At 41.9% G+C, this 24,096-nt stretch carries 20 protein-coding genes; 13 read left to right on the top strand and 7 right to left on the bottom strand.

The annotated features are described in order from the left end of the window. Positions 1-46 precede the first annotated feature (46 nt). Entirely contained in the window at positions 47-1,408 is a 1,362-nt protein-coding gene (nagE, locus tag MKZ03_RS03610; RefSeq protein WP_341032604.1) for an N-acetylglucosamine-specific PTS transporter subunit IIBC, read from the top strand. Positions 1,409-1,426: 18 nt separating this feature from the next. Here the strand turns inward: nagE and MKZ03_RS03615 are convergent, their stop codons facing one another. Next, positions 1,427-2,185: a DUF817 domain-containing protein gene (locus tag MKZ03_RS03615; RefSeq protein ID WP_095286073.1), complete on the bottom strand. Its 759-nt coding sequence runs from the start codon at positions 2,183-2,185 to the stop codon at positions 1,427-1,429. A 195-nt stretch (positions 2,186-2,380) separates the two neighbouring features. Between MKZ03_RS03615 and MKZ03_RS03620 the strand changes: the two genes are divergently transcribed. After that, positions 2,381-2,884 (top strand): DoxX family protein, encoded by a 504-nt coding sequence (locus MKZ03_RS03620; protein ID WP_034665187.1) that lies wholly within the window; start codon positions 2,381-2,383, stop codon positions 2,882-2,884. A 43-nt stretch (positions 2,885-2,927) separates the two neighbouring features. On the opposite strand, the gene MKZ03_RS03625 is transcribed toward MKZ03_RS03620, so the two are convergent. Both MKZ03_RS03625 and MKZ03_RS03630 read right to left on the bottom strand, forming a co-directional pair. After that, a complete protein-coding gene (locus MKZ03_RS03625; RefSeq protein WP_341030958.1) occupies positions 2,928-3,515 on the bottom strand; it encodes a YjgB family protein in 588 nt (195 codons plus the stop codon). A gap of 99 nt (positions 3,516-3,614) precedes the next feature. Beyond that, positions 3,615-5,597, bottom strand: a complete 1,983-nt coding sequence (locus tag MKZ03_RS03630) for an LTA synthase family protein (protein WP_034665184.1) — start codon at positions 5,595-5,597, stop codon at positions 3,615-3,617. Between the two features lie 579 nt (positions 5,598-6,176). On the opposite strand from MKZ03_RS03630, the gene MKZ03_RS03635 reads away from it, so the two are divergent. The 7 genes from MKZ03_RS03635 (at position 6,177) to MKZ03_RS03665 (ending at position 14,675) form a co-directional block, all read left to right on the top strand. After that, complete coding sequence (locus tag MKZ03_RS03635) at positions 6,177-7,835, top strand: pyridoxal phosphate-dependent decarboxylase family protein (protein ID WP_334750892.1); 1,659 nt, start codon at positions 6,177-6,179, stop codon at positions 7,833-7,835. A gap of 31 nt (positions 7,836-7,866) precedes the next feature. Continuing rightward, positions 7,867-9,591, top strand: a complete 1,725-nt coding sequence (locus MKZ03_RS03640; protein WP_341030960.1) for a methyl-accepting chemotaxis protein — start codon at positions 7,867-7,869, stop codon at positions 9,589-9,591. A 132-nt stretch (positions 9,592-9,723) separates the two neighbouring features. After that, positions 9,724-10,110 (top strand): DnaJ family domain-containing protein, encoded by a 387-nt coding sequence (locus tag MKZ03_RS03645; protein ID WP_341030962.1) that lies wholly within the window; start codon positions 9,724-9,726, stop codon positions 10,108-10,110. A 164-nt stretch (positions 10,111-10,274) separates the two neighbouring features. Then, positions 10,275-11,711: a PTS system trehalose-specific EIIBC component gene (gene treP, locus MKZ03_RS03650; protein WP_034665169.1), complete on the top strand. Its 1,437-nt coding sequence runs from the start codon at positions 10,275-10,277 to the stop codon at positions 11,709-11,711. 15 nt (positions 11,712-11,726) lie between these two features. Beyond that, the gene (gene treC / locus MKZ03_RS03655) at positions 11,727-13,427 is read left to right on the top strand and encodes an alpha,alpha-phosphotrehalase (protein ID WP_034665166.1); all 1,701 of its coding nucleotides are present in this window, start codon (positions 11,727-11,729) and stop codon (positions 13,425-13,427) included. A gap of 19 nt (positions 13,428-13,446) precedes the next feature. Next, positions 13,447-14,175, top strand: coding sequence for a trehalose operon repressor (gene treR / locus MKZ03_RS03660; RefSeq protein WP_060595768.1), 729 nt, complete (start codon positions 13,447-13,449; stop codon positions 14,173-14,175). Positions 14,176-14,240: 65 nt separating this feature from the next. Further along, positions 14,241-14,675 carry a terpene synthase gene (locus MKZ03_RS03665; protein ID WP_334750889.1) on the top strand — a complete coding sequence of 145 codons (435 nt, stop codon included), beginning with the start codon at positions 14,241-14,243 and terminating at the stop codon, positions 14,673-14,675. Between the two features lie 49 nt (positions 14,676-14,724). Here the strand turns inward: MKZ03_RS03665 and MKZ03_RS03670 are convergent, their stop codons facing one another. Beyond that, a complete protein-coding gene (locus MKZ03_RS03670; protein ID WP_341030966.1) occupies positions 14,725-19,014 on the bottom strand; it encodes a multifunctional 2',3'-cyclic-nucleotide 2'-phosphodiesterase/3'-nucleotidase/5'-nucleotidase in 4,290 nt (1,429 codons plus the stop codon). Between the two features lie 254 nt (positions 19,015-19,268). Between MKZ03_RS03670 and MKZ03_RS03675 the strand changes: the two genes are divergently transcribed. Continuing rightward, positions 19,269-19,787, top strand: coding sequence for a type 1 glutamine amidotransferase domain-containing protein (locus MKZ03_RS03675; protein WP_106038428.1), 519 nt, complete (start codon positions 19,269-19,271; stop codon positions 19,785-19,787). A gap of 112 nt (positions 19,788-19,899) precedes the next feature. Here MKZ03_RS03675 and MKZ03_RS03680 read toward each other — a convergent pair whose 3' ends face one another. After that, positions 19,900-20,115 (bottom strand): DUF1128 domain-containing protein, encoded by a 216-nt coding sequence (locus tag MKZ03_RS03680; RefSeq protein WP_003214000.1) that lies wholly within the window; start codon positions 20,113-20,115, stop codon positions 19,900-19,902. Between the two features lie 77 nt (positions 20,116-20,192). Beyond that, on the bottom strand, positions 20,193-21,548 hold the full coding sequence (locus tag MKZ03_RS03685) for an alanine/glycine:cation symporter family protein (protein ID WP_060595772.1): 1,356 nt from the start codon (positions 21,546-21,548) through the stop codon (positions 20,193-20,195). A gap of 174 nt (positions 21,549-21,722) precedes the next feature. Here MKZ03_RS03685 and MKZ03_RS03690 point away from each other — a divergent pair, with 174 nt between their 5' ends. The 3 genes from MKZ03_RS03690 to MKZ03_RS03700 are packed head-to-tail and all read left to right on the top strand — an operon-like array spanning position 21,723 to position 23,383. After that, positions 21,723-22,193: a low molecular weight protein-tyrosine-phosphatase gene (locus tag MKZ03_RS03690; protein ID WP_034665148.1), complete on the top strand. Its 471-nt coding sequence runs from the start codon at positions 21,723-21,725 to the stop codon at positions 22,191-22,193. 20 nt (positions 22,194-22,213) lie between these two features. Then, positions 22,214-22,546: a YtxH domain-containing protein gene (locus MKZ03_RS03695; protein WP_307499292.1), complete on the top strand. Its 333-nt coding sequence runs from the start codon at positions 22,214-22,216 to the stop codon at positions 22,544-22,546. Between the two features lie 18 nt (positions 22,547-22,564). Then, complete coding sequence (locus tag MKZ03_RS03700) at positions 22,565-23,383, top strand: YihY/virulence factor BrkB family protein (protein ID WP_034665141.1); 819 nt, start codon at positions 22,565-22,567, stop codon at positions 23,381-23,383. A 211-nt stretch (positions 23,384-23,594) separates the two neighbouring features. Here MKZ03_RS03700 and MKZ03_RS03705 read toward each other — a convergent pair whose 3' ends face one another. Then, entirely contained in the window at positions 23,595-24,095 is a 501-nt protein-coding gene (locus MKZ03_RS03705; protein WP_341030969.1) for a GNAT family N-acetyltransferase, read from the bottom strand. Position 24,096 lies beyond the last annotated feature (1 nt).

A 24,096-nucleotide genomic window follows, 5' to 3' on the forward strand; every position in this document is an offset into this window, starting at 1 on the left:
CATGAACGTTTGGTCATGATGAAGACAAAGGGGGAGAAGGCAAATGGTGTTTCAGTTTTTTCAAAAGCTAGGCAAATCATTTATGCTTCCAATCGCTGTGCTTCCAGCAGCAGGGATTATTTTGGCTATTGGGCGGGAGGATGTATTCGATATCCCGTTTATTCATGCGGCAGGGAATGCTATTTTTGCAAACTTGGCTTTAATTTTTGCAATGGGTATAGCGATCGGCATTGCAAAGGATGGTAATGGGGCAGCGGCATTATCAGGTGCGATCTCTTATTTTATTTTATCAGCTGGTACAACGTCGATTAACTCAACGAACAATATGGGGGTATTGGGCGGTATTTTATGCGGGCTATTGGCAGGGTATGTGTACAATCGCTTCAAGGATACAAAACTGCCGGAATACTTAGGGTTCTTTAGCGGAAGACGGCTTGTGCCCATTATGACCGCACTTTTCACCATTCTATTAGCAGCCGTTTTCGGATATGTCTGGCCTCCGATTCAAAGCGGGATCAATGGTTTAGGGGAATGGATTTTAAGTCTTGGTGCAACGGGTGCAGGGCTGTTTGGTTTCTTTAACCGATTGCTCATTCCATTAGGACTTCATCATGTGCTGAATAACTTATTTTGGTTTCAATTCGGGGAATTCAGCGGGGCAACAGGGGATTTAGCACGATTCTTTAAAGGAGATCCAAGTGCGGGTGTCTTTATGACTGGGTTCTTCCCAGTGATGATGTTCGGTCTGCCAGCGGCATGTCTAGCCATGGTTGTGACCGCAAAGCCTGAAAAGCGAAAAGCTACAGCTGGCTTGATGATTGGGATGGCGCTTACGTCATTTATTACAGGGATCACTGAACCAATTGAATTTTCATTTATGTTTTTATCTCCACTCTTATATGGTGTCCATGCTGTGCTAACAGGTCTTTCGCTCTTTATTGTGAACACCATTGGAATTCATAGCGGCTTCGCCTTTTCAGCAGGAGCGATTGATTACGTTTTAAGCTTTGGCATCGCACGAAAACCACTCATGCTGCTCGGAGTTGGGGTGCTTTATGGCATTGTGTACTTTGTGGTTTTCTATTTCCTCATTAAACTGTTAAAGCTCAAAACACCAGGCAGGGAAGATGATGACATTGAAGATATTGCAGCCGATGATACGAAGACGGCAGGTGCGAGTATGCTTGTAGAGGGACTTGGCGGCAAAGACAATATCACCACGATTGATCATTGTGCCACTCGTCTACGTTTAACAGTAGAAGATACACATTTATTAAATGAAGGCACATTGAAAAAAGCAGGTGCCAAAGGGGTACTGACTTCAGGGAAAACCTCCGTACAAATCATCATTGGAACGAATGTAGAATTTGTCGCAGATGATCTCCGCAAGGAAGTCGATCGAGATTGAAAAAAGCGTTCAGCCAGGTCAAATGGGCTGAACGTTTTTTTGTTTGCGCTGTTCGATCACCAGCACAATACTGATTACAACAAGTAAAAACCAAGAACTGATTTTCCCAAGATGTACGAGAGACCAAGCGTGCTGTTGATTTGGATATTGCCATGCTCCTAAAAAGGTGGTGACATTTTCGGCAATCCAAATGAAGAAACCAATCAGCAGAAATGAGACGACAAGCGGCATTCGAAAGGTAGAAGAGCCAACCTGAAACGAGACGGACGTTTTTCGAAACACGACAACAAGCAGCAATGTCAGCCACCACCTGAGATCATAGAGCCAATGATGCGTAAAGAAATTGAGATAAATGCACAAACTGATCCCGATTGAAAAAAACGGATGGGGCCATGAAGCCATCTGCACTTGAAGTCGGGACAGTGCCTGATAAATATAGCTTGCTACACTCGCATACATAAACCCGCTATAGAGCGGAACCCCAAAGACCTTCGTATAAGCTTCTTCAGGATAGGACCAAGAACCCATATGTACTTTATACATTTCTAAGCCAATTCCAATGAGGTGAAATAGACAAATCACCTTCAGTTCATTCAATGTCTCCAGCCGAAGCGTCAGCATGAGAATCTGTGCCAGGAGGCAAAGCAGTAGAATGAAATCATACCGGTGAAGAAAAGGAATAGCCACCATCTTTGATAGGGCAAGCGCCGCAAAGATCATGACAGGGAATAGACACGACATCGCCTGTAAGTAAGCAAAATGGAATAATGTTTTCATACAAAGTTAAACCCTTTCTTATTGTCTGAAATGACTTAGACGGTTTTAGCAAGGGAAAAGTTTACCTCACATAGATATTCATGAACAATTTGTGAATACCTATGTGAAAAAGATCACAAATTAGAAACGGCATAGTATAATAAGATCATAAAGATAATGTGAAATATTTCACATAAATTAAAAGGAGGCATCATCATGTTTACAAAATTCTTACAAACGAATGTATGGGCAGCGGTTATCCTTTTGGCAGCAAGACTTTATATCGGATGGACTTGGCTGACATCTGGTATAGGAAAACTAACAGGCGGATTCGATGCATCAGGATATTTACAATTTGCGATAGCTGAACCTGTTGTCAAAGATGGCCATTTAGTGTATCCGTTCTATGTATGGTTTTTAGAAAATGTCGCTTTGCCGAATGCGGGACTATTCAGTGCCATGGTCATGTGGGGAGAAATCTTAGTAGGTCTAGGATTAATCGTTGGATTGTTCACAACAACCGCAGCCTTTTTCGGAAGCGTGATGAATGTCTCTTTCTTACTAGCTGGTACCGTCTCTGTCAACCCGCTTCTCTTGCTCATTGCCATCGTCATCATGGCAGCGAAAGGGAATGCAGGCAAATTTGGACTTGATTATGTCGCAGGTCCAGTCTTGAAACGAACAATGAAAAGAAAGCCGCATTTAGAAGTGGCTTCATAATAAAAAAAAGCATCCTGAGCTTCTGCTCAGGATGCTTTTTTATTTAGGAATCGGCTTTCATCAGGTTAATATGCAGGACGGTGAGTTTATGATGATTTATATCTGGGTCATGGCCGACGATAAATTCAAGCTCATAATCTCCAGTTCGATACACGTATTTTTTCTCTTTTGTCTGAGGGATGGTGCTGACCGAATCCGCTGGTCCAAGTTGTTTCTTTAATAGGGAAGGGGTCATCCCGCCGATATTCGTTTCTTTTTCTACATTTGTACCGAAATAACGGATTTCGTCAATTTTGCCTTTTGCATCATAATGAAAAGCAAATCCCGGATTCCCCATTTCAGCATAATACAAATCAAAGCTGCTGTGACCTGTTTCTGGATATGGATTTCCTAGTTTATGATGAACGTCTTTTTTTGTTTGAACACCAATTTTTAGTCCTTCTGCATAGTACGGCATTTGTCCTTTATGTGCCAGCTCATACACGTTGTTTAATGTGTTTTTCGGACCTTGAGGAACGGATTGTTCTACTGCTGTTTTGGTCATGGCGTGTGCTGAGACCGCAGGGCTGAAACCAATTAGGGCGGACGAAGCGAGTGAAGCAGTCACGACAAAAGCGGTTGTTTTTTTCAAGATAAATCCCTCCTTCTTCTTTCTATACCCGGTGCAATAGCGGTCAAACGGGAAAAGAACCAGCTGATCAGGGATCGGCTGGTTCTTAAAATGAGAAAGTTATTTTGATGAAGAGCTGGATTCATCTTTGGCGGAAGAGGAATCTTCTTCATCCTGTACTTTCTTTGTATAGTCATATTGATTGCGGTCAATCGGTGTAAAGCCTTTAGGCTTGTAGAAACGGAGTAAATCTTCGGTGACGATCTTATCAGATGTCTCCAGCATCTTTTTCACCGTTTCATTTTCTTGTGATGCTTTATCAGTCGGCTCAATTTTCTCGCCTGTTTTGTTGCTGTAATAGTTATTGCCTACTTTTGTGTAGTCCTTAGAGACGAAGTCACCGTTTCTAAATGGCACAAGCTCTTTGAAATTCTTCGATAAGATATCAGAACCAGACATTAAATAGTTCTTCGTATCATCGCCGAGCAGGTGCAGAAGGGTTGGTGCGATATCGACTTCTCCAGAGTATTTATGAATCTGTCCGCCTTTTACCCCTGGTACATGAATAAAGAGCGGCACACGCATGAGCTGCGCATTTTCATAATCTCCGATTTTTTGTCCTGTCACTTTTTCCATCGCTTCATTGTGATTTTCAGAAATGCCGTAATGGTCTCCGTACATAATGACGACTGTATTGTCATAGAGACCTGATTTTTTCAAGTCGTTGAAGAACTGTTCAATGGCTTCATCTAAATAATGAGCCGATTGGAAATAGTTATTGACGACAGAGTCTCCGAAGTCACCAGGTTCGAAATCGGTATCACCTTCATCCATTCCAAATGGGAAATGGTTCGATAACGTAATGAATTTCGAATAAAACGGCTGCTTCAAGTTTTCGAGCATTGGCATGGATTCTTTGAAGAAAGGTTTGTCTTTCAGCCCATAGTTCTTCGTATCTTGCTCATTCATATCGTAGTACTCAGAATCGTAAAATCTGTCATATCCAAACGACTTAAACATTTCATTACGGTTCCAGAAGGTTTTCGTATTGCCGTGGAATTCTGCTGACGTGTATTGATCCTTCTTCAAGATGCCAGGAAGTGCTTGATACGTGTTTTGCGCTTTGTTAATAAAAACAGAGCCCTGTGATAATGGGAATAGCCCAGTATCCATCATAAATTCAGCATCAGACGTCTTTCCTTGTCCTGTTTGATGGAAGAAGTTATCAAAGTAAAACGTTTGGTTGTCGTGTGCCAATGAATTAAGGAATGGCGTCACTTCTTTTCCGTTTACTTTGTAATCAATGACAAAGTTTTGCAGAGATTCAAGAGAAATGGTGATCACGTTCATGCCTTTCGCTTTCCCGTAATACGCCGGGTTAGGATCAGCGCTGTTCGCTTTTAAATAGTTCTCTACATCTGTCACGTCATTTGAATTTGCCAGAGCACGCTGGCTGTTTGATTTCACATTTTGAATGGCATCAAACACAGTAAAGTTATAAGCACCTAAATATTTAACTAAATAATTGCGGTCAAACGATCTTGATAAAAGCTCTGGTCGATCAATCTCTGCGGCGACTAAGTTCATCACAAAGATCACAACAGAGGACACAAGGACGAGTCTAAACGATTTTGACTTTTGAACAGGTACAGTAGCTGTACTTGTTTGCTGCTGCTTTTTCATGCGGACTGCGAGTACGATCAAAATGATTGTATCCATAAAGTAAAACATATCAGTCCAACGCATGAGTGAAAATGCACTATCACCTAATTGTCCGCCATTCGTTCCTGCCTGCATCACGGTAGGCAGCGTGATAAAGTCATTGAAGAATCGATAGTACACGATGTTTGCGTATAGTAAAAAAGACATGAAAAAATGAATCACAATGATAGCGGCAGGCTGCCATTTTTTCTTGAACAATAAAGCAAAGCCAAGAAAGAACAAGCTGGAGCTAATAGGATTCACGAAAAGCAAAATATGCTGAAGCACATTTGATATACCAAGTTTAAATTCAATTAAATACGCTGAATACGTTTTGAGCCAAAGTAAGATGGCTGCAATAACAAAGAAGCCGAGGCCTCGTTTTTGAATAAATGTTTTCATAAAAACACTCCTTTTCTCCGATACACGGAAGAGGCGGAACGAAAGAAAACGAACCATTAGAATATACCATGAAATGCTCAAATAGAAAAGTGTTAACCGGAGAAGAGCGTCAGCAGCCTGTCCGAGCAATAAAAGGGAAGAAAACGAAAATATTCGCTCTTCGAAAAACTTTTTATGAAATTCATCCTATTATTAACAGAAAATTCAGCCATTTTCCAGTTGCTATATCAATAAAACAGGTAAAAAGACACAAGTCTAAAGAATTAATTTGGTTTCTACAATGATTATTTAGAGAGTATTTCCAGTGTTTCTTAATGTTTATGCAGGTTAAGTAAAAAAAATGAGAAAAAGAATGGAGGAGGAACATGGATGAAATTTCCTTCGATGAGATATATCAATATATTTTTTTGTTTCATCAACATAATGTTTTCGATGTGTTTTGTAAGGGTTTTATTTATTTTGATGAATGAACAAATTATCTAAATATACTTAAGTGAACATTTCGAGACTATAAACTTTTAAATTGGGGTCGATATAGACTTTGACAGGGAAATCTTCCATTGAAAGGATTGATAGTATATGACTGTACGAGCAGAGAACCTCGTTCAGAACTGGTTTCCGAGTGAGGACGGAAATGCAGCAGAGCGTAAAGAACTCATCAAATTAATGGAGCAGATTGTTTCAGGGGTCGATCACCTGAAAGATCCGAACCGTGCACACCTAAAGGGTGAAAAGAATCGTGGAGAAGATTTTTACCAAAAGCTCACTGAAACAAGTCAAATTCCGGTGAACGGCCAACAATCGGAACTTGTGAATGAAGAATTACTGAAGCTTTTACATAACCATCCATACCACACAAAGTATTTCTTCACGAACATTTTGCCAATGGCAAGTACACCAGGAATTCTAGGCATGCTGACGGCCATGCTGGTAAATGGAAACAACCTATGGGATGTTTATGGACCAGCAGGAGCGGAAGCTGAGGTCAGAGTGGTCTCAATGATGTCTAAGCTCATTGGATATGATCCAAGTGTGAGCGGGGGATATACAACATGGGGAGGTCAGGGAGCCATTTTCTCAGGACTACGTTTAGCGATTGCAAAAGTTGCGCCGGAGTCACTACGGAAAGGTGTCCCGCAAAATCTTTATGCGTTTTGTTCTGATGCTGCACATTACAGCTTATTTAAGTCAATGGAAGCAACAGGACTTGGCACAGACAATTTGATCAGAATTAAGACGAATAAAGATCATTCGATGGATATGGAAGATTTGCGTTGTCAAATGGAACGTGTTGCACAAAATGGCGGAATTCCCGTTTATATTGTCGCAACAACCGGAACAACAGATGCCATTGCAATTGATGATGTAAAAGGGGTACGTGAAACAGCAGAAGCCATTGCTGGGGAGTATGGTCTACAGGTGCCGCATATTCATGCGGATTCAGCGCTCGGCGGATTCTTTGCTTTCTTTAATGAGTATGATGTAGCTGAAAACCCGCTGCAATTCTCATACGGTGTTCTTCGTATGCTAAAAGAAATCAAAGCGAAATTCCAGCATCTTTCTCTTGCTGACACGATGTGCTTTGACTTTCAAAAGCTCGGCCAAACACCTTACACATCTAGTTTATTCTTAGTGAAAAATGCTGCTGACCTAAAGCGTTTAGATCTGGAAGAACAAGAGACACCATATGTTGGTCATAGAGGCTACGGCGAATACCATACGGGTTATACACTGGAATGCTCAAGAATGGGAAGCTCTATCAGTATGCTGAGTGTGCTGTTAACGTTTGGAATTGAAGGCTACCAGCGCTTGCTCGGTCAATTCCTAGAGGTGAACCTTGCCTTTAGAGAAGCACTCAGTCAAGAAATTCCGCAAGCAGAAGTCGTGAATGATGACAACGTCGGAATGGCTACATTATTTAGAATTTACCTAGACGGCTCACCGCGTTTTCAAGAAGAGATTTCAGGCGAAGCGACTGCAATGGAAATTGAGCGGAATAATGAATTGAACAAAATGCTGTTTGAAAAGCTTGGAGAGAAAAGAGACGAAATGTTCTTTGGCGATACAACGAAGTTTTTACTTGTAAATGCAAAAGAAGGACAAGAATTCTATCTAAGTGTTAGTAAGTTTTTTGTTATCTCACCTTATACGTTACCAGAGCATATCCCACATATCGTATCTTATTTAAAAGATGTGATCGCATCTGTTTGTGGACAATTTGAACATGTACATGCTTAAATCAAATCTGAGAGTGGAGATGTAGGAAAAAATGGCGAAACAAAGGAAATTTGGAGGGTACACGATATCCTCTAAAATCATGTCAGTCGTTGTCGTAACATTACTCGCAACCGTTGCACTATTCGTTTTAACATTTTATCTAGTCAGCCAGGATTTATCATCCCAGTTATTAAAGCAATTTGATTATCGATTAACAACAGATATTGATACTGCAAAGAAAGAAATCGATAATTTGGATGGAAACGTTCTTGGCATTAGCGGGAAGGATGATCCCCTTTATGTGGAGGTCAAAAAGAAATTCAAGGAGCTTCAAGAAGATCATACGCTTGAGAACTTATACGTGCTATCTAATAAAAGCGGCAAAGAAAGAATTATTATATTAACTGGGGAAGAAAATGATTTTGATCAAGATTATGCCTTTTCAGATGAGATGAAACAAGCACTTTCTGAAGATAAAATGATCAAAAGTGATATTTACAAAGACTCATTTGGTACACATAAATCAGTCTTTTTGCCAATCAAAGATTCAGGCGGTGAACTGACGGGGATTTTAGGAATTGATTTAGATGCATCTGTTGTGCCTGAAACAACGAAGAAGCTGACGATCTATATCACGGTTGCATCTGCTATTGTGCTCATCGGTGGGTTGTTTTTCTCCTTTATCATGGGCAGAAGAATTGCGAAACCAGCACGTTCATTGATGGAATCAGCGAACCGAATTGCTGACGGTGATTTAACTGGAATGGTAGAGGTTGAAAGTAAAGATGAGATCGGTCAACTTGCCGCATCCTTCCAAAAGATGCAGGGGCGGATCAAAGAGCTCATTGCGAAGATCTCAAACTCATCTAGTGAAGTGTCGAAAATGTCCTCACAGCTTCGCACCGTAACGAATGAATCGAGTCAAAGTGCGCAGCAAGTGTCAGAAGCCATGACGAATATGAGTGAAGGAATCAATGATTCTGTCGCAAATATTACGGATTGTACAACATCCGTTGCAGAGATCGATACTCAAATCGAAGGTGTCACAAAAGAAGTCGATGAAATGAAATCTGTTTCATCTGACGTACAAGAGCAGTCAGAATCTGGTCAAAAACTAGTGAATCATGTGCTTGAGCATCTGAATATGTTACATGACAAGATGACCAACTCAAAGCAGGCAGCAGAAGAATTACAATCTCATTCAACGGAGATTGAAAGTGTCATCTCGATTATTACGGACATTTCAGCGCAAACGAATCTGCTTGCACTGAATGCTTCAATTGAAGCGGCACGTGTTGGAGAAGAAGGAAAAGGGTTTGCTGTTGTGGCAGATGAGGTGCGTAAGTTAGCTGAGCAATCAGCGGATGCGGCTAAAACCGTTTCAGACCTCGTCATCGGCACACAGGAAAACAGTCAGCGTGTTCTTGAAAGCGTAGAGGAAAGCAGTAAAGCAGTGGAAGAAGGACGTGAACAAATGGAAGGCACGTCACAAAACTTCGCTGTGATTTACGACGGCGTATCTCAGTTTTCAAGAAGAACGAACAATTTGCTTGCTTCTATTAAGCAAGTAGAGCAAGCATATCAAACGATTTCTACATCGATTGAACAAATTTCAGTTGTATCGGAAGAACACGCCGCCAGCTCTCAAGAAGTAGCGGCAGCAACAGAACAGCAAAGTGCTGGCATGCAGCAAATTTCAAGTGCGATTGAACAGCTCTCTGATATGTCAGAGGACTTAGCACAGATGGTATCTACTTTCAAAATCGACAATAAATAACGAGAGAGGGCTAAAATGATCTTTATTTTAGCCCTTTGTCTTCTTTTAAGCGTATCTGAAGCTGACTCTTGTGAGAGAGTCAGCTTTTTTGCTATGCTTAATCAAATCGTTTCAGACGAAAGGAGAAACGCCATGGATTTTGCGCAGAGATTATCAGAAGAACGGATCAAAAAAGCGATGGATCACGGGGCTTTTGAAGGATTATCTGGCTTTGGGAAACCCCTGCCTAAAGATGACGCTGCTCATGTACCTGAAGAACTCAGAATGGGCTACAGGATGATGAAAAATGCTGGCTTTGCTGGGGAAGAAACAGCACTGAAAAAAGAACTCATGACCGTCAAAGAGCTTCTTTACTCCAGTATAGACGGAGAGGAAAGAAAAAAACTTTCTCTCATATGTGAAGAAAAACAAAAACGCCTGGATGAACTCACATCTAAGCGCCAAACTTTTGCCCGTCCAGCCTCCTCCTTTTATAAAAACAGGGTCTACGAAAAATTAACGGAGCATAAAAAAAGATGATGACACGCTGCCTCTCCTGAGCACATTGAGGGAGCTTTTTTTATGAAAGCGCTGCATTTTGTTGTTGACTACATGTATATACAAATATAAAATAAGAAACAAACATGTATATACAAGTTTTTTGGTTCTTTTTTCTTATAAAAAACGATCTCGGAGGGGATAGCATGGCTGATTATCAGGCAGCAGCAGATCAGATTGTGAAAGCCATCGGCGGCAAAGAAAATATTGATCAAGCAACACATTGTGTGACAAGGCTGCGCTTTGTGCTGAAGGATGAAGGAAAGGTTGATGAGAAAGCACTTGAACAAATAGAAGAAGTGAAGGGATCTTTCTCAGCGAACGGTCAATACCAAGTTGTGATCGGCCAAGGGGTCGTCAATCGAGTATATGCTGAAATGGTGAAACAGACAGGCATTGGGGAAGCCACAAAAGAGGACGTTAAGCGTGCCTCTGATCAAAAATTAAATCCATTGCAGCGTGCTGTGAAAACGCTTGCGGATATCTTTATTCCGATTCTTCCTGCCATCGTCACAGCCGGTTTATTAATGGGGATTAATAATATTTTAACAGCTCCAGATATTTTCTTTGATCAAAAATCGATTGTGGATGTGTATCCGGCATGGGCTGATTTAGCGAATATGATCAACTTGATTGCAGGCACTGCCTTCACATTCCTGCCCGCATTAATCGGCTGGTCAGCAGTGAAGCGGTTTGGAGGAAATCCGCTCTTAGGGATGGTCCTTGGGCTGATGCTTGTACACCCAGACTTATTAAATGCGTGGGGCTATGGAGCGGCTGAAAAGTCTGGTGAGATTCCTGTCTGGAATTTGTTTGGACTTGAAGTGCAAAAGGTAGGCTATCAAGGGCAGGTTCTTCCGATACTCGTTGCCTCGTATTTACTAGCGAAGCTCGAATTATTCATCACAAAACGGACACCTGAAAGTATTCAGCTGTTAGTGGTTGCACCGATTACGTTATTAGTCATTGGCTTTTTATCCTTTATCGTCATTGGACCTGTTACATTTGCAATCGGTAACGTTTTAACATCTGGACTTGTGGCTGTATTCCAGCAGTTCGCAGCACTTGGCGGTCTATTATACGGCGGATTGTACGCTGCATTAGTGATTACAGGGATGCACCATACGTTCCTCGCTGTCGATATTCAATTGATTAATTCCAAACTGCATGGCACGTTTCTATGGCCGATGCTCGCACTGTCTAATATCGCACAAGGATCAGCCGCACTCGCGATGATGTTTGTTTTAAAAGATGAAAAGCAAAAGGGGCTCTCACTGACATCAAGTATTTCCGCTTACTTAGGAATTACCGAGCCAGCGATGTTTGGCGTCAACCTGCGCTATCGATTCCCATTTATTTTTGCACTCATTAGCTCTGGTTTAGCTGGTATGTTTATCGCCTCTCAAGGGGTGCTGGCAAGCTCAGTTGGTGTTGGAGGCATTCCAGGAATCTTCTCCATTATCCCGAAATATTGGGGCGCATTTGCGATAGGGATGGTCATTGTACTCATCGTCCCGTTCATTGGAACCCTTTTGTATGCAAAGCTAAAAAAGAAGAAAGATGTTTCACAAGAACTTAACTAGTGGTGGTGAAGGAAATTGAAACAACAAACAAACGAACCGTGGTGGAAAAAAGCGGTGGTCTATCAAATTTACCCGAAGAGCTTTTTAGATACAACGGGCTCAGGTACAGGCGATATCAATGGTGTGACAAAAAAGCTCGATTATATCAAACAGCTGGGGGCGGATTGTATTTGGCTCACGCCAATGTATGAGTCCCCGCAGCATGACAACGGCTATGATATTAGTGACTATACAAAAATCCATGACATGTACGGCACAATGGCGGATTTTGAACACATGCTGAAAGAAGCCCATGATCGAGGCATACGAGTCATCATGGATTTAGCCGTCAATCATACATCCATTTTCCATGAGTGGTTTCAAGCATCGCGCGAGTCAAAGGATCATCCTTATCGAGATTATTATATTTGGAAGGAGCCTAAAGCAGACGGATCACCGCCGAATGATTGGCAGTCAAAATTTGGCGGTCCAGCCTGGGAGCTAGATGAAGCAACGGGAGAGTATTATCTTCATTTATACGATGTCACACAGGCGGATCTCAATTGGGAAAAGGATGAGGTGCGCAGGCAAGTATATGACATCATGCATTTTTGGTTTGATAAAGGAATTGATGGATTCAGGCTGGATGTCATCAACAACATCTCGAAAGATCAACGCTTCTTAGATGACGCCGGACAGTCTGTGCAAGGAGACGGCCGGATGTATTATACGGATGGCCCAAGAATTCATGAGTTTCTGCATGAAATGAATCAAGAGGTTTTTTCGAAATATGACAGCATGACAGTCGGGGAAATGTCTTCAACGAATATCGCAGACTGCATTCGGTATACAAGACCGGATCGGCAGGAGCTGGATATGACGTTTAATTTCCATCATTTAAAGGTCGATTATCCAAACGGAGAAAAATGGGCCCTCGCACCATTTGATTTTCAGGAATTGAAGTCGATTCTGTCTGAGTGGCAGACGAAAATGCATGAGGGCGGCGGCTGGAATGCGCTTTTCTGGTGCAATCATGATCAGCCGCGTATTGTCTCAAGATACGGTGATGATGAAACGTACCATCAGCAATCAGCGAAGATGCTGGCGACCACCATTCATCTCATGCAAGGGACTCCATATATTTATCAAGGTGAAGAGATCGGCATGAAGAATCCTCGGTTTGAGGACATATCGTCTTACCGCGATATCGAATCACTCAATATGTATGAAGCCATGCTTGAAAAAGGGAAATCAAAGGAAGAAGCACTCGCCATTTTACAGGTCAAGTCAAGAGATAATGCGAGAACACCGATGCAGTGGACCTCAGAAAAGAACGCAGGTTTCTCAAAAGGAACACCTTGGATTGAGCCAGCCAATAACGACATTTCGGTCGAAGCTTCATTAAAAGATAAGACATCTATTTTCTACCACTATCAAGCCCTTTGCAGGCTACGTAAAGAACTTGACGTGATCACATATGGAAGCTTCACCTTACTCTTAGCAGATGACCCGAAGGTTTTTGCTTATGTGAGAGAAAGTGATGAGGAGAAGCTTCTTGTGATCAATCACTTTTACGCAGGAGAGACGGACTTTACGCTTCCTGATGAGCTTGTGCAGGCTATAGATGAGATGGAGGGGCAAGTGCTGTTATCCAATTATGAGGATGTACCGGCAGATATGAAGGGATTTACGTTGCGTCCATATGAGTCAATCGTTTATCATTTAACCAAACGCTAGAAAATGGGGCGGAGGGAAAATGAAAGAGAATAAGTTTCGAGTGATTTATGATCAGCTCGCAAGACGAATTGAACAAGGTGATTGGCAGGATAAAGGCATTCTGCCATCAGAGCATGAGCTATCCTTGATGTACGATACGTCCCGTGAGACGGTGAGAAAGGCATTAAATATCCTTGTGCAAAATGGCTATATCCAAAAAATCCGCGGGAAAGGCTCTGTCTTGCTGAATCGTGAAAAAATGCAATTCCCAGTCTCGGGTCTCGTCAGCTTTAAAGAGCTTTCCCAAACACTTGGCCGAAAGACAGTTACGACGGTTCACGAATTTGGTTTAATCAAACCGGATCAGTATATTCAGTCTCAGCTGAAAATTAGTGGGCAGGAGGATGTCTGGGAAGTCATCCGCTCTCGCAATATTAGCGGAGAAGAAGTGATTTTAGACAAGGATTACTTTTTGCAAAAGCATGTGTCGGTCTTGTCGAAGGACATATGTGAAGGATCAATTTACGAGTATATTGAAGGTGAGCTCGGTGTATCAATCAGCTATGCCCAAAAGGAATTTGTGGTGGAGCCATGTACAGAAGAGGACGCCAAGTATCTTGATTTGAACGGGTTTGACCATGTGGTTGTCGTGAAAAATTACGTGTTCTTAGAGGATACAAGTTTATTTCAATACACGGAAAGCCGTCACCGATTAGACCGCTTCAGATTCGTCGATTTTGCAAGAAGAGAAAAAGTGGACAGAGCATAGGCTCTGTCCATTTCAGGTTTTGGGAAAAGCAGACGACAAAAAGATCACCATTTTCAGGAGGAAAGATGATGAGATTAAATAGACCACTAAAATTAAGAGATTTAGAAATATTCAGCGTGATGAAAGATCATCAGATTTTATGCTACGTCATCATTGAAGATACGCGAAAACCGTTTACGGAAGAAGACAGAAAGCTAGACCCATTATGTTATATGGATGAAGAAGATATACAAGCGATTTTGAATGTGTTTCATATTTCCATTATCAATGATGAAAAATTAAGTAAAGAGGATTTAACTCTTGTAGAAGATTATTTTGCTGATTTTGTAAATAATACGAACTTAACGAATTTTATTATAAGAGATTATGTTTTAAAGGATTTATATGATGTAGATGATGAAAATGACATCATGTTCTTTAATAGAATGCTTCGTCATATAGGGTCAGATGATGTGAAAGAATTTGACGACCGCAATTGGATCTATTTATCTCAAGATTGATGTCTTATTCCATGAAAAGTGGACAGAGCATAGGCTCTGTCCTTTTCCTTTAGGATGATACATTTTTTCTTGTACGCTTGCGCTGGTAGTAATAAAGGATACCGCCTGCGGCGAGCATGAGCACGCCAATCAGTACAGCTGTATACATCATCGTGGCTGTATTCGGCAGTGTGCCGCCTGGGAGGCCGGTTCCTTCTTGGTTTGGATCTGTACCTGTGCCTCCGCCTGGTGCTGATGTTTCGCCGTCTCCACCAGTTTGATCTGGGGTTGTTCCAGCTGCTGCATTTTGATTGAGGACGGTGTATTCGCTAAAGTGCTCAGTTTGACCTGATACGACTCCATTTTCGAACGATCCGTTACTTGTTTTGGCGTAACGATTCTTCTCGCGATCCACATAATACACACCAGGTTTTTTCGCCTTTTGAGGCTCGTCTAGTGTAAAGGATAGTGTGACAGGGTCTTTAAAGGTCGAAACCTTTTTCTTGTCTTGTTTGATTTGGAAATCATACGTATCCGTTAATGCGTTTTTCACTTTATCCGTCTTTGTCATCCATATATCTGCGCTTTTCTCGGACAAATTGGAGAGCGGTAATGCGAGTCCCACTTTGTCATGATAGATGGTGACGTTTGGATCTTGCTCTCTTTTCTTCAGCTCGGCTACTTGCGCTTTTGATAGAGACAATTGAACGTTTTTCGCTTTGCTTGCTTTGTCTAGATAGAGCAATGCTTTGTTTGTATGCTGCACATATGTTTGGAATTTCTTATCATCTTGAATGTCATAAGCGCCTTTTCCTTTCGCACGAGGAAGGAACACTTCTTTCACCCTGTGATCGATAACAGGCGAAATCTGCCCGTCTGCCTTTTCAATTTGCTCTTTGAAGATTTCATAGTCGACATAACCTAAGTCTTCGCCGTGAGAGGCTTCTGTAAAGACGCTGTAGCCGTCGCCGCCTGTGCCGACAAATGCGTTTGTGGCTACGCGGTATGTTTTCTCATCATCAAAGTCTGTCAGTTGACCCTTTTGGTCTTTCAATTTCACATCAATCAGTCTGCTGCCAGCTGGTTTACTGAGTGTAAACGTATATTCAATGCCAGCTGCATGAGGGAATGCGCCTCCGCCTTCCTCTATGCCTGACAGCCCCTGTTCGAGTGCTTTTTTAATTTGACTGCCTTTTAAATCTGCGACATAAAGTGTATTTCCGAAAGGCATCACCGTTAAAATATCACCTAAAGTGATATCTCCTTTTTCAATGCTGCCTCGAATACCGCCGCCGTTTGTGATGGCAAGGTCAGCACCGGCAGATTCTTGCGCTTTCTGCAGCATGCCGTCGGCAATAAAGTTCCCAAGATTTGTTTCCTTCGCACGGACGTGCTCGCGTTGTCCGTCTAATAAGACATCTGTATAGCCGACTTTTTCTGTTTTTAAATCTTGAATATCTGCTTTGTACCCATCAAGGATCGCTTTTGCATCTGCATCTTCTTTGACAGAGTCATCAATAGAGATCAGGTCAAAAGAAGATTCTTTTGGCTGTACGACGCCTTTTTTGTCAAAGGCTACGTCTACTTTCCCTAAAAATTGTCCGTAGTCTTTCACCTGAGCGACAATTGTAGGTTCTTTTTTATTGATGACCTTTAATTTTTCAACAAGTGTGTGCGTGTGGCCGCCAATGATTAAATCAATACCGTCAACTTTTTGAGCCAGCTCAAGATCACGATTGTAGCCAATGTGTGTTAACGCAATGATTTTATTGATTTTTTCTTCTGTTTGAATGGTGTTGACTGTTTCTTTTGCTTTTTTGTACGCATCTTTAAATTGAATGTTAGGACCGCTGCTGGATGTAATGGCTGTGTCTTCAGTCGTTAAGCCGAATACGGCCACCTTTTCACCATTAACATCAAGCAGGATGTAAGGGTAAATCCCGGCTTCTTTTTTCTCACCAGCTTTAAATGAGGCTGGTTTTTTCACTAAGTCGCTCAATTGTTTTTCCTTCGAGACATCCACGTTTGATGACACAATCGGGAATTGAGGCTTTTCAAATTGATGACGGTTTTTCGGATCGACATCTGATGCATCACCTGTCAGAAATTGACGTAGTACAGAAGGACCTTTGTCAAATTCATGATTACCAAACGTCATGGCATCGTATTTCATTAAGTTCATCAATTTCAGATCGGCAAGTCCTTGCCATTTTGTGAAGTATAGGTCACCAGAGAAGACATCTCCAGCGTCCAATAAAATATTGTTCTTGCTTTCAGCACGGATTTCTTTGATCTTTGTTGCGCGTCTTGCCGCATCATCAAGGTGTGCGTGTGTATCGTTCGTATGCATGACTGTTAAATTCCAGTTGTCTGATGAAGGCGGTTCTGTTGTGCCATCCTCTTTAAAGGCTAGCTTGTACACACCAAGACCATCTGTGCTTGCGTTACGAACAAAGTCTACGCTGTTTGATTTCTCAGCAAACGGTTTGGCTAAAAGAGAAGATTCAAATGTTAAAGTTGCGCCTTTCACCGGTGCAATGGCCCAGTTTTGATCAGCACTTGGGTTGATGGTTTTTTGTTCGATAATATAATCCATCAGCACTTGACGGTTCTCATCTGCTGAGGCAAGCACCACTTTATCTTGGGTCAAATGCGGAAAGCCTCCGCCGCCAGAAGCACGATAGTTATTTGTCACGACTAAAAATTCTTGATTGTCAGAGACTTTTTTCCCGTTGTAAGACAGGTTTTTGATGCGGTTTGAATTGGCGTTGACAAGTGTGCCTGTTGTGCTGTATTTAGCAGGCTGCGTCACATCGACTTGGTATGTCACACCATCTATTACATCAAAGTTATACGAGCGGTATTCCTCGTTTAAAATCGGCTGTTCTTTTGAAACGTTCGGTTTGATCTGATTAAACTGTCCGGCAGACATCTCTAACCAGTCTTTCACTTCACTGCCTCTCAGTTTCACAATCTGCACAGTGTTATCGTAAAGGTAGAGATCGCCGATGTTCTTAATTGCTAAATCTCCTTTTGCGATATTTGTATAATAATTTACACCGTTTCGGCCGCCGGCTTTAAACGGGGCACCTGCAGATAAAATCGGTAAATTTTGATACGCAGTGTCCTTCATTTTTTCTTGTGCATACCATTTTTGGGCATCTGTCACAATTTGAATCGAAGGGTCATCCATCACTTGAGCGAAAAAGCTATTAATGTCTGCTTCTGTTTTGCCAACAGGCTTTCTCACGTAATCAAGTGTGTTTTGATGCGTTGTTTGAATAGCATCTTTCACAGTACTGTTTTGAGATATCACTCCGGCAACAGATTCAATCTTGCCTGTTCCGTCTGTGACCTTCCAGCTGCTGCCGTCAGGCTCTAATGTTAAATCAATGACTCCGAGGTAGCTTCCCCAGTTTTTTGACATGACGACTGGGATGCCGTTGATGGTTCCTTTTGAGACATTGAATTTGTCGACGCCGTTATATTCAGCGCTTGGGAATGTGCCATGCTGGTGGCCAGATACAATGGCATTGATGCCTTTTGTTTTCGTGGCAAGGTCAAAGATCATATTTTCTGATCCTTTAGGTGAAGCTGTTTTTTCAATTCCTGTATGGGCAAGAGCGACAATGACATCTGCGCCTTTCGCCTTCATTTCAGGAATGGTTTCATTGGCAGATTCGACGATGTCCTGCACTTGGACTTGTCCATCTAAATGCTTCTTATCCCACGTCATAATTTGTGGTGGAACAAATCCTATGTAACCAACTTTCACAGTTTGTGAGGCTCCGTTTGCATCTTTAAAGGTTTTATCTTGGATCACGTAAGGTGTAAAACGGTGTTCTCCATTTAGCTTTTTGACGTTCGCATTGACAATCGGGAAGTTGGCGCCCGCAATGGTACCGTCAAGGAAAGATAATCCGTAGTTAAATTCATGATTGCCAAGTGTTCCTGCATCGTATTTTAGTTTGTTGAGTGTATGAATAATGGGGTGAACCTTTGTTTGATTGATGATGCTGTCTTTCTCATGTTTGTAAACGTATTCTCCAAGAGGGGTTCCTTGAATCAGGTCTCCGTTATCAACAAGGAGTGTATTGGGATTTTGTGAACGGTGCTTGTCAATCAGCTCGGCTGTTTTTGCCAAACCAAATTCATTTGTTTCTTTGTCGCTGTAATAATCATAATTCATCATGTTCGCATGAACATCGGTTGTGGCTAAGATGCTGACCTTTACGGCATTGCCGTTTTCTGTTTCTGCATAAGTAGGTACTGCTGGGAGAATGAGACTAATCATCATAATGGAAGTGAGCAGAATAGACAGGTTTTTCCTTCGTTTAGACCTATGTGTTTGCTTCTTCACCTGATCTCCGCCTTTCTAATTTTTTTGACCACAATACCTATTGTAGAAATGTTTCGTTAACTTTTGTAGTTATTTTTTGCAGATTATTGTAAAGATAACATAAATCATACGAATTACCTTGTTAAGGGGATATGAATGAGTCGAATTGCTTATTTTTATCGTAAGGGGTTTTCTGATAGGGATAGGATGTTTCATTTCAACATGCCCGGGTATAGTGTGTAGTGTAAACGATAATCAAGCAGGAGGGTTTCTACATGGGTAAGAAAATTGCAGTTGTATTAACAGATTACTTTGAGGATGTTGAATACACCGAGCCTGCAAAAGCCTTTAAAGATGCAGGTCATGAAATCACAGTGATTGAAAACGAAAAAGGTAAAACAGTGAAAGGGAAGCAAGGAGATGCAGAAGTGAGAGTGGATGCGTCCATTGATCACGTGAAGCCTGAAGACTTCGATGCACTTCTCATTCCTGGCGGTTTCTCACCGGACATTCTGCGTGCAGATGATCGTTACGTCCAATTCACTAAAGCATTTATGGACGAGAAAAAACCAGTATTTGCGATCTGTCATGGACCGCAATTGCTTATTACAGCGAAGACGCTGGAAGGAAGAAGCGCAACTGGCTATACATCCATTCAAGTAGATATGGAAAACGCAGGCGCTAAATTTAAAGACGAAGAAGTTGTCGTTTGTCAGGATCAGCTTGTGACAAGCCGTACACCTGATGACATTCCAGCATTTAACCGTGAATCATTAAAACTGCTTGAGAAATAAACCGCAGTTATGACAGGATAAAAAAAGCCAGCACCTTGCGGGGTGCTGGCTTTTTCTGCGCATGATGTAAGGAAACTGCGTGTAGACCGTAAAGCAGTTTCCTTTTGCACCATTATTTTCTTAAGTTTTTTAGCTCGCTTGCGATGGCTTGCATTTCACTTGGGCTGAATGAAGATTTTTTCATCACCATTTGGTGAAGAAATTCGATATCTTCGTACTTGTCTGGACTGAAGTCCTCGGCTTTAATGACTCCAATGTTCAGCATATTTAACTTTTGCGAAATGTCTTCAATCAGCTGATTGACTTCAGCCGCTTTTTGCTCTGACAAGGGCGGCACGTCCTTTCCTGCATATATGTCGAATAATATGTCTATTTTAACAGAAATGCAAAAGAATAAAAGGGCTATTAAGATGACACGGAGATGTTTTTCTCCTTTTTCTCCTGCTTAATCTTATCAATGATTCGTTTGGATTCAAATACGACAACCCCTGATAAACCGATGAGCCCGATTAAGTTTGGAATCGCCATCAGCCCATTGAGCATATCTGCTACACCCCAAACGAAGTCATTTTTAAACACGGCACCGAAAAAGACAGCAATGACAAACACGATGCGATAATACATGACGTACGAATCCTTCGCCAAATATGTAAAGCATTTTTCACCATAATAGGACCAGCCAATGATGGTGGAATAGGCAAACAAGAGCAGACCGATTGCCACAATGGTTGAGCCAACTGGACCGAGAAAATGAGCAAAGGATAACGAGGTCAGCGCATCACTTTTCACTGTTAAATACATATCTGCCATGACAATGGTAATGCCAGTGATAGAACAAACAATGATTGTATCGATAAACACTTGCGTCATAGATACGAGAGCTTGACGGGCGGGCATATCCGTTTTCGCAGCCGCAGCAGCAATTGGTGCTGACCCAAGACCTGCTTCATTGGAAAATACTCCTCGTGCCACACCCCAGCGAATGACAGTTCCAATTGCACCACCTGCCACGGCTTGACCCGTAAAGGCATCTGAGAAAATAAGACCGACTGCGCCTGGAACGAGATCAGCATTCATGACAAGAATGATCAGACCGCAAATGACGTAAAATAAAGCCATGACGGGTACAAAAATAGATGTGACCCGGCCAATGCTCTTAATTCCGCCTAAAATCACGAGTGCCGTAAAAGCAGTAATGATAATACCTGTCACCCATGTTGGAATTTGAAAGGTAGAATTCATGACTCCTGAGATGGAATTAGACTGTACCAGGTTGCCGATCCCAAAGGCAGCACTGGCGCCGAAAACAGCAAATAGCACCCCTAGCCATTTCTGTTTCAATCCATGCTCTAAATAATACATAGGCCCGCCAGACATTTCGCCTTTTTCGTTTTTGATCCTGTATTTAACTGCAAGAACAGCTTCTGCAAACTTAGTGGCCATTCCGAAAAATGCAGCAAACCACATCCAGAATACCGCACCCGGACCACCCGCTATAACTGCCGAGGCCACACCTACGATATTCCCTGTACCGACAGTTGCAGCAAGAGCCGTCATTAACGCTTGGAAATGAGAAATATCTCCTTCTGACATTTTGTCTTGTTTAGAAAAAGCGAGCTTTAAAGAATAAGGAAGTAATCTAATTTGAATGAAGAGAACGCGAAAGGTGAGGTATATTCCAGTACCAACAATTAAAATCAATAGGGGAGGCCCCCACAAAAAATTGTTCATCGTCGTGACAAACTGCTCAATTATTCCCATCTAATATCCCCCTTTGTTTGTGTAATTCTCCTAAAGTTTCTCCTGTTTTTGTGTAATTTGTCAATGGCGATGAGAGCTTTTCTTGCAAAGTTTCCAAAAGAAAAAGGGCTTGATATGATAGAGAAAAGGTTTTCGAAAAGAACTCTTAGGGAAAAGATAGGAGGAGAATGAAGAATGATACATGTGTTATTCGTGTGTCTTGGCAATATTTGCAGGTCACCGATGGCAGAGGCCATGTTTAGAAAAAGAGTAGAAGATGAGGGGCTTAGCGAGCACTTTGTGATTGATTCAGCAGGGATTGGCGGCTGGCATCAAGGAAGTCCTCCGCATGAAGGAACGCGAAAGCTGCTTGATGAAAAAGGCATCAGCTATGAAGGAATGACTGCAAGACAAATCATGGAGAAGGATATCACCACATACGACTATATCATGGCGATGGATGCTGAAAATGTAGGGGCACTTCGCAGTATAGCCGGCTATGGGAAACATCACTTTATTGGCCGTCTTCTTGATTTTGTAGAAGACGACGATCGAGATGATGTGCCAGATCCTTATTACACTGGGAACTTTGAGGAAGTCCATGAATTAATTGAAACAGGAATTGACCGTTTTTTGACGTATGTAAAGAAAGAGAACCACCTTTAACTGAAAGGAGATCAGACGAGATGGAAGAAAAAAATCAAATCGTGCTCCGAGGAGCTGTCATAGGAGCAGCTTGCGGCGCATTGCTAACTTTATTTCATCGGCCAACGAGAATTGCACTCAAAGAGAAATGGAATGACTGCCAGCAAAAGCTGGATGAATACCGCCAGGAGCCAGGCAGAATATCGGCTTGCATGAAAGAAAAGATGGAAGAAACGAAGCAGCTGATGCGAACAGTCTCAGATGATTTGTCATTTTTAAATGAACAGGTCAATCAGTTAAAGGAAACAACCCCAAGGGTATTAGAAATTATTGAAGAAACAAAGGATCACTTTCAATCGAAACAGACAGATTGATCATTGGAGATGAGGCGTATGGGTTTTATTAAAGCGTTAATTGAACGCTTTTTGCTGCATGAAGGACCGGCAAAATCTGCTGAGCTTGCGTATTTCTTTTTGCTTTCATTATTTCCGTTTCTCATCTTCGTGCTGACACTGGTTGGGTATTTGCCGCTGACGTCAAAGGATGTCCTGAGCGTCATTTCTGGTTATGCGCCAGAAGGAGCGCTTTCGATGATTGAATCCATTGCCGATCAGACGCTGAATAATCGTAACGGCGGGTTATTATCGTTTGGGATTATTGCCGCCCTTTGGTCAGCATCTAACGGCATTAATGCCGTCGTCAGAGCTTTTAACCATGCTTACGAAGTTGAGGAGAATCGTTCCTTCATTCTCGTACGTTTAACATCGATTATCTTAACGATCGCGATGGTTTTGACCATTATTTTTGCCTTGATGCTGCCTGTCTTTGGAAAAGAACTTGGTTTATTTGTCGCTAAATTAGTCGGGCAGTCAGATGCCTTTCTCACCGTATGGACTGCGATGAGATGGATCATTAGCCCGCTGATTTTGTTGATTGTTTTTACATCCTTGTACTATTTTGCTCCAAACATTAGGCTGAAATTGAAATTTGTTCTGCCAGGTGCCATTTTTGCATCGATTGGATGGATTTTGGTCAGCATGCTGTTTTCATTTTACGTAGGCGAGTTTGCCAACTACAGTGCGATGTACGGAAGCATTGGGGGAATCATTATTTTAATGATCTGGTTTTATTTAACCGGCATCATGATTATCCTTGGCGGCGAGCTCAATGCGCTTTTACATAAACGTAAAATCGTACCAGGCAAGCTATAAAGAAATCCGGGCATCCTAAAGAAGAACGAACAAGTTCAATCTGAATGGATGGGGGAAATCACATATGTCCAAACAATCGAAAAAAGGCGGAAGCAATACGAAACAAAACAAAGGTCATCAGCCTAAGCACAAAACAAGCGGCAGTGCGAACGGGCAAAATGGATATCACTAAATGAAAAACTCCTCTGCATAGCGCAGGGGAGTTTTTATTTCAAAATCGTATATATCGCTTAAGGATAAAAGCGGCATCAGGCTTTGACTGATGGTGAGGATCTAGCTCGAATCCGGCATTTATCGCTACATTTTCACTTCGAACATGACCTACAGGACAAAAAATTTCAAATCCATCGACTTTTGTAGAAAATATTTCTGTCATATATTTCACGATCGTTGTCACAATACCCTGACCTTGTGCGTCTTGATCAATCCAATAACCATTATTGCCTATTTTCTGATCAAACGTCAGACGGAACACCCCGATAAGTTGGTCGTTCAGCTTAATGCCAGCTTCCAACCCTTTTTGTTCATTGTAGGTAGTTTGAGTCGATTGAATAAATGTTCTGACATCCTCTATGCTTTTGCAGTGATGGACCCATGGAAGCCATTCCTCTAAATGAGCCTGATTCTCTTGAATAAGTTTCAATAATGTGTCCGCATCATCAAATTGTAGAGATGTCAAAGTCAATTCATTTGTGATGTCGTATGTAAACAAA

Source organism: Bacillus sp. FSL R5-0431 (assembly GCF_038002985.1).
Taxonomy (GTDB): Bacteria; Bacillota; Bacilli; order Bacillales; family Bacillaceae; genus Bacillus.